Raw genomic sequence first — 13,937 nt, 5'->3', positions numbered from 1 at the left:
TCGCGCTACGCATCTCTCTCTGGAGCACGAGTGTCCGCCAGGCAAGCCGTAAAGCACTCTGGTGTGTCTTGCTGGTGATCCCGCTCCTAGTAAGTGTGCTCCTTTCCGCACTTGCCTTGGGGGGACGCGTCGCCGAAGGGTTTCTCTTGCTCCCCTTTGCCTACGCCGCTCTCGCGCTCAGTGTCAGCGTCGCGCTCTGGAGGCGCATGCAGCGCGAGCTCTGGAGTGCACCGAAAGATTTTTCTGGCTAAATGTGAGAGAAAATGCCATAATTTCACCTAGATACACACCACTCGGAGGCCCCATGTACGGACAGAACCAGGCAGAGCGTCAAATCCAACTTCCCACACCGCCCCAGACAACGGAGACCAACACTTCCGCACACACACTTCAGGAGTGGTGGGCTCACTTAATTGTCAATAACCCCGTCTTTCAGAAAGAGACTCTGGCGCAGCGCCGCGTCCAAGAGAAGAAGCAGCTGGGAACCCGTGTCACGGAGAAAGCTCTTGGCATTCTGGCGGTTCTGGGGCTCTATGCAGGGATGTTCTATCTCATGTCTCTGGCCGCGGGAACGACCGATCCCAAGCCCGCTTTCTGGGGCATGCACGGCTTTCTCGTGGTGATTGAGGCGCTGGTGCTGATGATCGCGATGCCGCTCCAAGCCGCCATGACGATCACGTCGGAACGAGAAAAACAGACCTGGAACGCGCTCTTGCTCTCGCGCAACACGCCCCTCCAGATCCTGATCGGTAAGGCCGCCGCCACGATGCGCCCCATCGTGATGTTCTATGCCATTGTGCTCCCCGCACTCCTCTGCACAGCGCTGGGCACGGGCATGGCATGGACGGGGTTTCTGGCCGCGCAGGTGCTGATTTTAGTAACCGCACTTCTGAACGTGAGCATGGCGACCTACTGTTCTCTGATCAGTAAGAAAAGCCAGCAGGCGTCGGGCAACGCAGGCGGCTGGGCGATTGTCCCGATTCTTGGTCTGCCCGGCCTCACGGCGATCACCTACGCCGCCCCGGCACTTCTGGCGAGCCTCATGGGCACTTCGTTCAACCCGCCGGTGTGGTTCCACTGGTTGGCCTGGCTCCCCAACTTGCTCAACCCCGCCGCGGCGATCTTTGCCGCCCTCACCAGCCCGGCGCTTTTTGGCCCTAACAGCGAGTTCCCCGCCTGGCTCTGGTTCTTTGTGCCGACGTTCTACCTGGCGTTCTGCGGCCTGACAATCCGAGGCATCTGGAAAAAGATGCTTGGCCAGTTCTGGAAGACGCCCAAAGACTTGTCGGGCTAGAATTGAGGTTCAGTTCGTCGTCATTGAAGTACAGTTTGTGCAGGCCAAGGCTCCCATGGCGGCGGGCGTGATCCACACCGATCTGGAGCGCACGTTTATCCGCGCCCTCGTGATTGACTGAACCAAGCTAGTCGAAACAAGGAGTATCGCCGCCTCACGCGACCAAGGCTGGCTCCGCACCGAAGGCAAAGACTACGTCATGCAAGACGGTGACGTAGTCGAGTTTTTGTTCAGCGGTTAGGCAACGTCACCCAGTACACTTGTGGACGTGAGACATCGGGATGGTAGGTGTAGCTGATGGTCTGCGCAGGAAGCCCGACGTACTGGGTCGTCACGCTGGTCACTTCGTCCAGGTTGCCGTACGTGAAGGTCTGCATCCCGCTTTTGTCCGTGCGGCTGGCAACGCGACCGAAGCCGTCGTAGGTCATCGAGACGTTGTCGGCGGGCGAGGCAGGGATATGATACCTAATAATCATTTTTCTTTTTTAACAAAAATATACACATCAAATAAATAAAAAGTCCGATTATTGGCACATTAACGGAAAATATATAAACAACATCATCATAAATACGCCCTCTATTAAAAAAACTAACTAATATTTTTATTAAATTTAATATAATTGACAACAAGAAAGAAAAAATCATTATTTTTACATAGTATTTAAATTTTTCATTTTTTTTATTATGCATTTCGCCTTATCCCCACTCCTGTTATAAATTACAAGAACTAATGACGCTCGCCGGAGCAAGCTCCGGGGTATCCCTGGTAAGACTTCGGCCTGGGAGCCGAAGCTCTGGGAGAAGTGGGCATTCTAAGAAATGCCCACACATTCCATGCGGTCACGGAGCAAACCCCAAGGTATATACCCGTAGCCGAATCAAGATCATTTAGTGAACAACTTCTCTAACGGTTTTAGTCTCCCCAAAATCCAACCACCAAATAATCCACCAAAAAGACCTTCCCAACCACTTTGATCAAAGGCATCTTTCATATGCTGAATTGCCCATTTCCGGTCACATGGTGACATTTTCCCGTGTCCACGGCGCCATGACTCAATCAAATCCTCAATTAGAGAGCCAATTGCAGATCCGATACCAGATCCGATACCACTTCCAATTGCTCCACCAATAAATTCAGCGAAGGCTATACCAAGTAATCCAAATCCAATTTGGCCCCAAGGACCAAATGGCGTACCGATGAACACGCCAAGTGCTCCAAATGGTACTCCAAGTATTAGTCCACCTAATGGGGCACCCAGTACAGCACCAATAATCCCACCAATTACTTCCCCAGGGCCTTGTATACGCCCTTTGGTATTAAATGGAAGAACATAAAGATCCTCAGGGCAGTTTGGATCATCATGACGTTTATCACTGCACCATCCCAATGTATCCTTCTTATTTATTGGATTCCCCTCACAATAGCCATATAAGTTTATGCCTCCCATATATCCTATAGGGTCTCTATTTACCCATTTCCCGCCTGCTTGGTCATAGTAGCGAAATGTACAAAGTTGGAAGCCTGTCTCAGGCTCGCTGTAGTATCCCCACTGTGCTCCCATGCCAGAATACGGGTCGGCAGAGCCATATATGCCAGCCAGTAAAGTGCCATAGCCATCTTGACCATGAACGCTCAGTGCCGCACCACTTGCACTTGTTCTGACTGTAGTCCCTCCGCGCTCATCGAAGCCGTAGAACACCGAGCCAGTGCCAGATTCCTGACGAGAGACAAGCCCCTTGGCCCCCATGCTATTTGTCGCTATTACATTGCCGCTTACATCGAGTTCACAAATAGGAATCACACTATCATAGAGGAAGTAGCGTTTGGTGCCATTCGTAGGCTGTTTCCAGGCTCGCAAGCCTTCGCTAGTATAGCCACAGCTCAACACATTGCCAAACTGGGTGGGGTTGTCGAAGACATCGTAAACAATTGTCGTGCCGTTGTAGGTGGTGGGGTTGCCGTTCTTGTCGTAGACGAAGCCACTGGCGTTGTGCTGGTTCTTGGCGTTGTAGCTTCTTGACTGCCCTTTGAAGACCGTCGGGTTGCCTGCGTTGTCATACGAGAACACATTGACTGCGCCGCCCGCTCGCGTCGTGCTCTCGCCGGTCAAGCGGAACTGGGAATCGTACCCATACGTCGTCGTACCGGAAAGCGCTGTGGCAATCGGGATGGTGGCGGCGAGGGTTAAGCGGTTTCCGACAGCATCGTAGGTCATGTTATTGAACGTGGCAACCGCACTGCCGCCGATGGTGTTGGTTAAAGCGGTCAGTTGCCCGAGACCATTGAAGCTGTAAGCCGCCGTGAGTCCGTTGTGGCTTGTCTGGGTGGCAAGCAGGTCGTTTGCCTGGTACGTCCAGGTGGTGGTCTCGCCAAACGGGTTGGTCATGCTGGTGGGCCGACCGCCTGCGTCGTAATTATAAGTAAATGTCCCGGCGGGCGTGGTCATGGTTTTGCGGCTGCCGTCGGGGTGGTAGGTGTAGCTGATAGTTTGGGGAGGAAGCCCGACGTACTGGGTCGTCACGCTGGTCACTTCGTCCAAGTTCCCGTACGTGAAGGTTTGCGTCCCGCTCTTGTCCGTGCGGCTTGCCGGGCGACCGAAGCTATCGTAGGTCATCGAGACGTTGTCGGCGGGCGAGGCGGGGAAGCTCACAGCGGTTAGTTTACCCTCGGGATCGGCGTATGTAAAGTTCGCCACTTTCCCGTTGCCGTCCGTGCGGGTCGTAAGCTGGCCCGCGTTGTTGTAGCCACCGAAGGTCGTCTTATCCCCATCCAGGTTGCCACCAGGGTAGCTGATTTCGTTGGGGAAGACGTCGTCGTCGTAGCCCAAGTCCGTGTTGTTGCCGTTGGGGTCGGGAATATCGGTGACACGGCAGGCGGCATCTTTGGTTCCCCAAGGATACTGCATACCATTATTGTTAGTACCACTGGGAAGACCATTGGGGTAGTGCGTGAACTGTGAGTCAGAGGCAGCGCCCCCACCACCCGCTGGCCAGACCCGTGTCCGGCTTTGTACCCCACTGGGATAACGGTAATCGTTGGTCACAGAGCCACGGGCGGCACCGGAAGTGGCGGCGGGGAGCCAGGTTCTTGTCACTTGCCCTGCCACGTTGTACTCGCTGTCGGTCTTATTGCCCAGCGCATCCCAGGCACTGGTCACATTGCCGCGTGAATCATAGCGCATGTGTGAGGCGTTGCCATTGGCATCCGTAATCGTCAAAGGCCGGGCCAGTGCCTCAGGCTGCGAGTAGGTGCCATCCTGGGTGTAGCCAAACGTGACAGTCTGTGCGGCGGCGGCATTGTTGCCCGGCCCGCTGATGCTCGCCAAGTTCCCCTTGGTCGTGTAGGTGGAGCCAATCGTGCAGGTGGTCGCGCCGCTACCGTGTGGGGCTGGGTAGGTCACGCCCTGAAGCAGGCCATTAGGTAGGTAGCTAAACGTAACGGGGGGCTTGCTGCCTTCCTGGGTGCTGGTGAGCAATCCCGAGGCAAAGCTGTAATCATAAGTGTAAGTCGTGACCACGCCGCGTGGGGTGGTGCTAGTAAGCACATTGCCCTTGTCGTCATAAGTCATGCTCCAGGTACGCCCCATACCATCTATCGTCGCAGTGGGGCGATACGGGGTAGTGGGATCACCGTAGACCGAGGTCGAGAGCACTTTACCCGTGGCGGTTTTTATCTCAGTCTGGTTCATGTTGGAGTCAAACCCGATGGTCTGCGAAGTCATCACAGCCCCATTGCTGGCCTTGGTGATCACTTTTGTAAAGAGGGAAGCCCCCCCATAACTTCCACTTTGGTAGTTGCCATAAGGATCCCAAGGAGTGCCATCGGCATTAACTTGCTGAAACTCCACCGAGGCTCCATCAGCCCCCGTCAGCTTCTTGACATAGCACGTCCCATCTTCGTACTCAATGGTGCCCGTTGCCGTACCGGTGCCTGTCGGGGACGGAACGGTAATTGATGTAAGCTGCGGGGTGGTCTCGTAGCCGCCATAGGCATAGATACCGTTCTGCACCTGAGAGTAACCGTACTGGGATCGCATCGGAGCACTAGCCGCAGGGGTACCTGTTGGCACAACCTGAGAAACTTTGGTCAGGCCGCGCACACTAGGATGAACATACCCACCAGTAAGATACGTCTGGATTTCATAGTGAACCGTGCGCCCTGTGTTATCTGAGGCGCTGATTATCTCCCCTTGTCCATTGCGGCCAAGAGTCAGAAGTGCTGTGTTCGTGCTGGCATCCTTGATACTCGTCAGCACAGGCGGTGTACTGACTCCCAGCCCATTGTTAAAGCGAGCATAGGTCATCGTGATCGAGTTGCCCACTTTGTCCGTGATCGCTCCCAGAACATAGTGCAGGGCATAGGCGGTGCCGCTGTAGCCATAAATCGTGTCTACCTGGCTAATTCCCTGTGTTGTCCATCTTGTCCCATCAGGCAGGGTGATCTTGTAGTACCCTCCCGTGTTGTTCGGGTCGTAGCAAAGGTCAATCTTATAGGGCAAGCCGGTTGAAACAGCACACCCAACCGTGGGATTGGTCGCACTGGGCACACTGGAAGCTGAAAAGCCCACCCGTGCACCATTGGGCATCACCAGATACCGGGGGGCCGTCGAGGGGCTAATTCCATGTGAGACCACCTGAAAAGACCCCGACTTGGTCGCGATTCCCTGGGGATAGACCACCCCATGATAGCGAGCCGAGTAGTCATTTCCTGTCGGGGCATCTACCGGGGCAGCCACGGACATTGTCGTGCTATTGCTCCCTCCACCACCGTAGCCTCCTCCATATCCCCCACCACCTCCGTAGCTGAACCCCATCTGAAGAGTCCAGCCCTGCGGCTGGGACGAGTCGGCGACCAGAGTAGTGCCCTTGTAGACTTCCCACGTTACGCTGGAGTTCGCAGGAGCAACCGCACCCGTAATCGGAACCTGGTTGGGTGTTGGGTTGCCCTGACGCACTTGTCCCGTTGGGGCAGGAACGGGAGGCACCGCGCTCCCATCATAAACCGAGATCTTGTAGTCATGCGTCCACGACTGCCCGAAGTCATTGTTCCAGTACATCGTATCCGGGCCACGCAGGCTATTGTAGGATGGCCCAAAGTCCACGGATGGCCCATTGGGATTCGGGACATCGAGCCGGGACGGTGCAGGAACATCTACCTGCCCATTGGCAGCATTCGCCTCAACACCCTCCAGTGGTTCCCCACAGTTCCCACAAGGCCCTCCAATATCAGGACAGCCTGGCCCCCAAGGTGCCACCAGGCACTGAAGCGCCATCGGAGAAAGGCCGCACTCTACTCCCATGAGCATCGTAAATCCGACCACATGGGGAGCAAGGCTACGGTAGAGGCTAGAAAGCTGGATCGCGCTCTGGATCACCTGCCCCGAGCCTGCTTCCATCGCAACCTTCACACCAGGCACAGCAAGTGAGCTATTTCGTGGTGCGGTCAGGTGTGACAAAAGCTTGTCTTCCTCACTACCCGGCTTTGCCACCGCCAAATAAACCCCAGGGCGCATTGCTTGCCACTGCTTCCAGGTAATTGCGTTCACCCCACCCGGCCACATCCCACAGTCTGAGCAGGAGTAATGCACTCCGTCCTCGTCGGCATGAAGGCAAGCCACAAAGTGATCCCGCTCCACCCAGGCCACCATTGGTACCTTGCCTTTAAAGAGCTTCAGGGCTTCACTATCCGCCTTGATCACATGACCAGATAGACCCAACTTGGGACAGGCATCCAGCAAGTCCTGCATCGTGCTTCCACGCCCGGTGTAGGCAACTTTGCTCAGTGTCTCTTTTTTGGTAATGGGCATCCGAAGCTGCCGCATACAGAAGGCCAGTGCCGCTGCCCCACAGATAGGGTCTACCTCACGAGGACGGGGAATCCCCATATCCCCCAGCGCCGCGTGCTCCGCTGCACAGGCTCCGACATGACGTGCCCAAAGCGCCGTTGCTTGCCGCGAGAAGCCCCGCTCTTTCTTGTCACGCAGGAGGGTATGAAACTCTTTTGCCGCTGCCGCATACTTCCCTTCAAAGAAACAAGCGACTGCCGCGTTGTAGCGTGCCCAACCATGTAGCGTCTCACCCGGTTTGGCAAGCTTAAGAGCTTTTTCAAAGTGCTCACGTGCCTTAATAGGCGCACGTCCTGCATCAAGCTCCCACTCCCCTAGCCAGAGCCGCAAGAGTGCCGTCCTCTCCTTGGGCAGTGAGCGTTTTCGCAGCTCATCACGCCAGGCAGTTACTTGTTTCTCGGAAACAGGCTGTCGCAAGCGCCCCACTTCATCCCAGAGCGAGCTTCCATAGTGCAAAGGGACAACGGGTTGTGAGGGTTTCGTCTGAGCCAGTGCCTCTTCCGCTGTAAATACAGGAACAGCAAGACCTGCTCCCACAAGAGCCGCTTTCTGTAAAAACTCACGACGAGAAGAGCGCTTTTGAGCGCCACGAGACTGCATTTCTTCCACGAAAACACCTCCAAGAGAAACGGCAAAACTGATGCCGGAACAATTGGCCTATTCTACGGGGTACAGAATTATTTCGCGTCATCCAAAAGTATACATTTTCAGGGAAATCAGAAACTTAATCTTGGTTAACAATTTTATTTTCCCTAGAGTCTTGACAGCTAACAATCCACTCCGCTAGAATACTCCAGGCTCCAGGCTCCAGGCTCCAGGCTCTGGCTTACCTATTCGTTGTCGCTCGTAAGCATAATTGCTAACTGTTATTTTCAGGAGAGAAGCAATGCCTTCTATTGTTGTCGCAAAGAGTGAGTTGAGGGAAGAGTGCCCGCTAACATCGGGACAGCGTGAGATATTGCAAGTCATGGTAGACAAAGAGATCACCAGTGACCAAGAGCTTGCGGCACACTTTGGAGTGTGCCTGTGTACCGTCAAGACCCAGCTCTCGCGCATTAACCAGCGCCTGGGAACCCGTGACCGTACCCGCGCGGTTCTGATGAGCTTAAAAGCAGGCTGGGTCTGTCTGCCACCACAGTCCGTGAACTAAGAAGCGTATCCGGGAACTTAGCGGGCATATCAGGGAGCTTACCAAACATATCAGGGAGAGATAAAAATGGAAACGGAAACGACCTCAGCAGGTGCGGCAACACAGCAGACCAAGACAAAACGTAGTGCACTGAGTACGGCCACTCTGAAAGAACTCCAGGTAGCCGACACCGTGGCCCAGGCCGCGCAAAGAGAGCCCTTTGTGGCGAAGCTGACAGGTGTGGAGATTATCCCAGCGTTTGTGGCAACCCTTCGGGTGGACATTGCCACTTGCCACCAAACTCTGGACGACGCCTTTGATGCCGACCAAGACCATAAAGGACGCACCAAAAGCGAGGGCGAGAAGCACAAGGCATTGATCGCGTTTCTGCGGCGCATCCAAGCCGCTGCCAGCCAGAAGTATGCCCGCGACATGGAGAGCAAGCACAAGCTGGCGCTGTACGGGATCGGGACAAACTTGCTCGACAGCCGCGCGACTCTGGCGCAGTATGCACCAGGGATTCTCTCGCACCTAGCCGAGGAGAGCCTGCCGGGTCTGGACGCGGCATTTCTAGCCCAAGCACAGCAGGCACTCACGGACTGGACGAACGCCGAGAGTGCGCAAGCCGGGGCGCAGCAGACAGCCACACAAAAACGCGCCGAGGCGCAGGCCCAAGTCAAGACCATCACGGATCGGCGGATTCAGATTCAGTACGCCATCGAGGGCCTCTACCCCCACACGGACAAAGACAGCGCGGCGGCACGCGCGGCGTTTCTCCTGCCCAAAACACGCCCTTTTCGGGGCTAGTTTGTTTTCGTCGGGGCTTTGACGACCACGAGGGAGAGAACGAAGCCCAGCGTGAGAATGCCTGAGGCGAGGTAGAAGATGGTGTGGTGCTGGGAATCCGCGGTGTAGAGCGGCGACGAAAGCACGGAGCCCAGCATCGCCCCCACACCTTGGGCCATACGCACCGCACCAATCATCCCACCGCGCTCGGACTCAGGAGCCATCTCCGAGACAAAGGCCATGTAGGCGGGAAACGACATCACAAAGCCGATCCCGAGAACCGTGCCAAAGACCACGATCATGTTCTGGTGCGTGGCAAAGAGCAGCCCCCAGAGCGCCCCAGCACACAGTGCGGTTCCCAGCTTGATGGCCTGGGGCTTGCCCCACTTGTCCACCAGCTTTCCCAGCGGCGCAGAGAGAACTCCGATCAGCACCGCAGGCCCCAGCGTGAGATTTCCAAAAGTCTCCTCGGCGATCCCGAAGCGCTCCATGAAGTACGGCTTGACATACGGCGCAATCAGACCAATGGCGATAAAGATGAGAAAGATCAGCGCGAGCAGCCAGGGGTACTGGTGAATTGCCGTCATCAGGCTACTCTTGCTGACAGGCGCATTTTCACTTTCTTCTTCAGGTGTGCGCTGCGCATCGCGGCGAGGGGCGACGATGTAGGCAAGCAACGAGGTCGCCGCAAAACAGCCCGCCGCAAAGAGGAACGAGGGAATATAGCGTCCCGGCTCACTCGCGGTGAAGTTTCGCCCAAAGTTCTCGTTAAGCCAGCCCCCGAGCTTCAGCCCTAGCGGGATCATCGCCATGTAGGCAATGGTAATGAGCGTATTGGCCTGTGCCCGACGCTCCGGTGCCACCCGATCCGCCACCGATGCGTAGACATTGGGCCAGAGCATCGCCGCTCCCATGCCATCGAAAGCGCGTAGCAGTAAGATAAGTGCGGTCACTCCTAGGACAACAAGTCGCCCCTCAGGAGCGTGAATCTGGGAAGTGGCAAGGCAGGTGACAATGGAAAGACAGGTTCCCATCACCATCAGCCGCCGTCGCCCCAGGCGATCCGCCAGTGCCCCCATCGGGGAGTTTGCCAGCGCCTCAACTAGGTAGTAGGCAGCGAGAGCGATTCCCGGTAGGTTGGGCAGGTGCAGCCCAAACTTCAGAAACACAGGCAACGCCGAGATATTGACAATCACAAAGCCCAGCTCGGCCAAGGCCGAAACGGCGCAGAGGGCGAGTAGAAAGAGCCATTCGGGCGGATGCGGCTTACGGGTCATTGCTTTAATTGTACCCTGCTCTTAAAGTACCGATAAAATGCAGACAGTCTGAACAATTCCGGGTATGATAAGACACGAGGTTCCGAGATGATTCAAGATATTCCCCTGCGACGGGTTCACCATGTCCGCTTTTTTGTCGGTAATGCACGCCAGTCGGCCTATTTCTATCGTAATGCCTTTGGCTTTGAGATTGCGGCCTACAAGGGGCTCGAAACGGGCGACCAGACCGAGGCGGGCTATGTGATGCGGCAAGGCAATATCACGCTGGTACTAGAGTCTCCCCTTCGTGCCGAGCACCCTGAGTCAGATCGTCTGCGCCTCCACGGTGATGGTGTGCGGGACATTGCTCTGGAAGTGGACGACGTGGCGCTCTCCTACAAGCTTGCCCTAGAGCGCGGTGCGACGGGGGTTATCGAGCCCACCACGCTTACGGATCAGTACGGCAGTGTCGAGTTTGCTAGTATCAAGGCCTACGGCGACACGACCCATAGCTTCGTCAACCACGACCGCTACTCTGGCGTCTTTGCGCCCGGCTACGCGCCACTCGACCCCGATCGCTACCACACACCTGCCATCGGCTGCGGCTTGGAAGCCATTGACCATATCGTCGGCAATGTCGAAGAGGGCAAGATGAACGAGTGGGTAAGCTTCTACGAGCAGATTCTAGGCTTCTCGCAGCTCGTGCACTTCGATGAGAAAGACATCTCCACAGAGTACACGGCCCTGATGAGCAAGGTGGTGCAGGGCGGCAATGGGCGTATCAAGTTCCCGCTCAATGAGCCTGCGGAGGGGCGCAAAAAGTCGCAGATCGAAGAGTATCTGGAGTTCTACAACGGCCCTGGCGTCCAGCACATCGCAATGGGCACGAAGAATATCCTCCAGACCGTGCGCCAGCTACGCAACAACGATGTGAATTTCCTGCGCGTCCCCCAAGCCTACTACGATGCCCTCCCGGCCCGCGTGGGTGAGATTGATGAGGACTTCAAAGAGATCGCGGAGCTAGGCATCCTAGTGGACCGCGACGACGAAGGCTATCTCTTGCAGATCTTCACCGCGCCCGTTGAAGACCGGCCCACCGTGTTTTTTGAGATCATCGAGCGCCACGGCTCCCGCAGCTTCGGCAAGGGCAACTTCAAAGCCCTCTTCGAGGCCATTGAGCGCGAGCAGGAGCGGCGCGGGACGCTTTAAGGCTCTTAGGGCTAGGCAATCAGCTCTTTGACCACATTGCCCACCACATCCGTAAGGCGGAAGTCTCGGCCTGCGTAGCGGTAGGTGAGCTTGGTGTGGTCAAAGCCCAGCAAGTGCAGCACGGTGGCGTGAAAGTCGTGGACATGGACGGGGTCTTTCTCGGCTTTAAAACCGAACTCATCGGTGGCTCCGTAGACCGTTCCTTTTTTCACGCCTCCCCCTGCCATCCAGTACGTAAAGCCCCAGTGGTTGTGGTCGCGCCCGTTCATCTTGCCCGCGTTGGCTCCGGGTGTTGGAAGCTCGACCACGGGTGTCCGCCCAAACTCGCCGCCCCAGATCACCAGAGTTTCTTCGAGCATCCCGCTCTGCTTAAGATCGGTGAGTAGCGCGGAGATCGCCTTATCCGCCTCGCCACAGAGCCGCTTCATGCCATCGGCCAGATCGTCGTGGAGGTCCCAGGGCTGCCCGGCTCCCGAGTAGACCTGGATAAAGCGCACGCCGCGCTCCGCCAGCCGCCGCGCCATGAGCACGCCCCGCGCAAAGTTCCCTTCGCCGTAGCGCTCGCGGGTGCTCTCGCTCTCTAGGTTGATATCAAAGGCATCGGTCGCCTCGCTCTGCATGCGGTAGGCCAGCTCCATGCTCTGGATTCGCGACTCCAGCTGAGCATCTTTGGAGTGTGCCGCTTGGTGCTTTTTATTGAGCGCCTGGATCAGATCAAGCTGCTCACGTTGCTGCTCTTTGGAGGCGTAGTGGCTCCGAATGTGCTCCACCAGCTGCTCAACATCGCGCTTGCTGGGATCAATGTAGGTTCCGGCAAGCACTCCAGGAAGAAACCCCGCCTGCCAGTTCTGTGTCTCCTGAATCGGAAAGCCGCCGGGGCACATGGCGATGTAGCCCGGCAGGTTCTGGTTCATGGTTCCTAGGCCATAGCACGTCCACGAGCCAAACGAGGGGCGAATCTGGCGGGCATCCCCACAGTTCATTAAAAGCAGCGACGGCTCGTGGTTGGGCACATCGGCGTGCATGGAGTTGATGACGCACATGTCGTCCACAAAGGCTGCCGTCTTGGAGAAAAGCTCACTGACCTCGATGCCGCTCTGCCCGTACTTCTGGAACTTAAACGGGGAGCCCAGACCAGCGCCGGTCTTGCGCTCAGTCCCGTAGTTCGTCAGCGGCAGTGCCTTACCATGGTACTCGGTGAGCTTGGGCTTGTTGTCCCAGGTATCCACCTGCGAGGGACCACCGTTCATAAACAGAAAGATCACCCGCTTGGCCTTAGCCGGGAAGTGAGGCTTTCGGGGCAGCATCGGATTGTCGCCCTCTGTAGCCTCCGCCGCGCTTGCCAGTGTCCCCGCCAGTCCGAGACCCGCAAAACCCGCCCCCATGCGTCCCAGAAGCTCGCGCCGGGTTAGAAACAGCTCTTCGAGTTGTCGTCGTTGCATGCCTCTAGTATGACGCAAGCAAGACAGCTTTTCAACTTTCTTTTTTGGGAGCGAAGCAGGCGACGACACCAGGCAGAAACAGATACACAAGGATCACGATCGGCAAGATGCAGGCGAGCAGTGCGAGAGGAGTCCCTCGACTCTGTACGAACAAAAGCACTACGGCTATCACATAGTACAAAAGGGTCAGCCAGCGGCCCCACGCTTTTTGCAGAAACAGCCCCACACCTGCCGCCACTCCTAGGAGTGCCGCAAAGATACTAAGCGTGTAGGCATTCCCCCGTAGCAAGACCACCAGTGGAATAATGGCCGTCAGTGCGGCAATCAGAGTGATGCCAAAAGGCTGTACTTCCTCTTTGGGTTCTTGTTCTTGCAGACTCATTATTTTCCTAGTTTTCCGATGGCTCTTCACCGTGGACTTCGAGCAGAAGCACGCGTTCAGCTCCTTCAGGCACGCGCGTCCTCTCGGACTGCGCGATTCCCACGAGCCACAGAATCTCGCCCTTAGCCTCCACGACCAGCTGAGAGCCGCGCACATCGGCGGGGATCTCTGCCTCGCGGAGCAAGTCTCGTACCAGGCGTGTTTGTCCGCCCATGCCCAGTGGGGCGATCCGATCCCCATCCCGCACGGTGCGAGTGGTTAAAGTTGCGGGGATTGTACCACAGTCCACACGAAGCGAGCGTCGGTGCCGCTGTGAGTTGTGCACGGGTGCCTCGACGCGAGCCACGAGCCAGTTGCCCGCTGGAAGTGCGATCTTTCCCGGAACCGTGAGCTCGCTCTGCCAGGTATTTTGGGGGAGAGCGTGCGATTTAGGCAGGAGACGGAGGCTTCCTTGATGCGCTCGTGCCTCCCAGCCACCCGGCAGCTGCAAGACGCCCTGATTATTGTTCAGAAGGTGCTCAAGACGCTCGACCCAGGCAGTGGTGACGAGCTCCTCACGGAATGCATCGTCGCCTTGGCTCAGCTGCCAGAGC

The 13,937-nt window shown here is 56.6% G+C and carries 11 protein-coding genes and 1 pseudogene; 6 read left to right on the top strand and 6 right to left on the bottom strand.

Features of this window, described 5'->3' with window-relative positions; translation table 11 throughout:
* From AC1XOS_RS11940 to AC1XOS_RS11930, 3 genes and pseudogenes are all read left to right on the top strand, one after another.
* On the top strand, positions 1-251 hold a 251-nt coding region (locus AC1XOS_RS11940; RefSeq protein WP_481962446.1), incomplete at its 5' end, for a hypothetical protein.
* 53 nt (positions 252-304) lie between these two features.
* Positions 305-1,294 carry a hypothetical protein gene (locus AC1XOS_RS11935; protein ID WP_481962445.1) on the top strand — a complete coding sequence of 330 codons (990 nt, stop codon included), beginning with the start codon at positions 305-307 and terminating at the stop codon, positions 1,292-1,294.
* Between the two features lie 37 nt (positions 1,295-1,331).
* Positions 1,332-1,535 (top strand): annotated as a pseudogene (locus AC1XOS_RS11930) (DUF933 domain-containing protein).
* On the opposite strand, the gene AC1XOS_RS11925 reads toward AC1XOS_RS11930, so the two are convergent.
* A complete protein-coding gene (locus tag AC1XOS_RS11925) occupies positions 1,525-1,770 on the bottom strand; it encodes a hypothetical protein (protein ID WP_481962444.1) in 246 nt (81 codons plus the stop codon). The pseudogene AC1XOS_RS11930 and the gene AC1XOS_RS11925 overlap by 11 nt on opposite strands.
* 408 nt (positions 1,771-2,178) lie before the next feature.
* Positions 2,179-7,740, bottom strand: a complete 5,562-nt coding sequence (locus AC1XOS_RS11920; RefSeq protein ID WP_481962443.1) for an RHS repeat-associated core domain-containing protein — start codon at positions 7,738-7,740, stop codon at positions 2,179-2,181.
* 286 nt (positions 7,741-8,026) lie between these two features.
* On the opposite strand from AC1XOS_RS11920, the gene AC1XOS_RS11915 reads away from it, so the two are divergent.
* Positions 8,027-8,290: a helix-turn-helix domain-containing protein gene (locus tag AC1XOS_RS11915; protein ID WP_481962442.1), complete on the top strand. Its 264-nt coding sequence runs from the start codon at positions 8,027-8,029 to the stop codon at positions 8,288-8,290.
* Between the two features lie 66 nt (positions 8,291-8,356).
* Positions 8,357-9,076 (top strand): hypothetical protein, encoded by a 720-nt coding sequence (locus tag AC1XOS_RS11910; protein ID WP_481962441.1) that lies wholly within the window; start codon positions 8,357-8,359, stop codon positions 9,074-9,076.
* Here AC1XOS_RS11910 and AC1XOS_RS11905 read toward each other — a convergent pair.
* Positions 9,073-10,332, bottom strand: a complete 1,260-nt coding sequence (locus AC1XOS_RS11905) for an MFS transporter (RefSeq protein WP_481962440.1) — start codon at positions 10,330-10,332, stop codon at positions 9,073-9,075. The two genes, AC1XOS_RS11910 and AC1XOS_RS11905, sit on opposite strands and share 4 nt — an antisense overlap.
* Positions 10,333-10,419: 87 nt before the next feature.
* On the opposite strand from AC1XOS_RS11905, the gene hppD reads away from it, so the two are divergent.
* Positions 10,420-11,520: a 4-hydroxyphenylpyruvate dioxygenase gene (gene hppD, locus AC1XOS_RS11900; RefSeq protein WP_481962439.1), complete on the top strand. Its 1,101-nt coding sequence runs from the start codon at positions 10,420-10,422 to the stop codon at positions 11,518-11,520.
* A gap of 11 nt (positions 11,521-11,531) precedes the next feature.
* On the opposite strand, the gene AC1XOS_RS11895 is transcribed toward hppD, so the two are convergent.
* The 3 genes from AC1XOS_RS11895 to tilS all read right to left on the bottom strand — a co-directional run.
* On the bottom strand, positions 11,532-12,962 hold the full coding sequence (locus tag AC1XOS_RS11895; protein WP_481962438.1) for a DUF1501 domain-containing protein: 1,431 nt from the start codon (positions 12,960-12,962) through the stop codon (positions 11,532-11,534).
* Positions 12,963-12,993: 31 nt separating this feature from the next.
* Positions 12,994-13,344, bottom strand: a complete 351-nt coding sequence (locus AC1XOS_RS11890; RefSeq protein WP_481962437.1) for a hypothetical protein — start codon at positions 13,342-13,344, stop codon at positions 12,994-12,996.
* 7 nt (positions 13,345-13,351) lie between these two features.
* On the bottom strand, positions 13,352-13,937 hold a 586-nt coding region (tilS, locus tag AC1XOS_RS11885), incomplete at its 5' end, for a tRNA lysidine(34) synthetase TilS (RefSeq protein ID WP_481962436.1).

It is taken from the genome of Armatimonas sp., from assembly GCF_964826245.1.
This window is presented reverse-complemented; position numbering and strand designations above follow the sequence as displayed.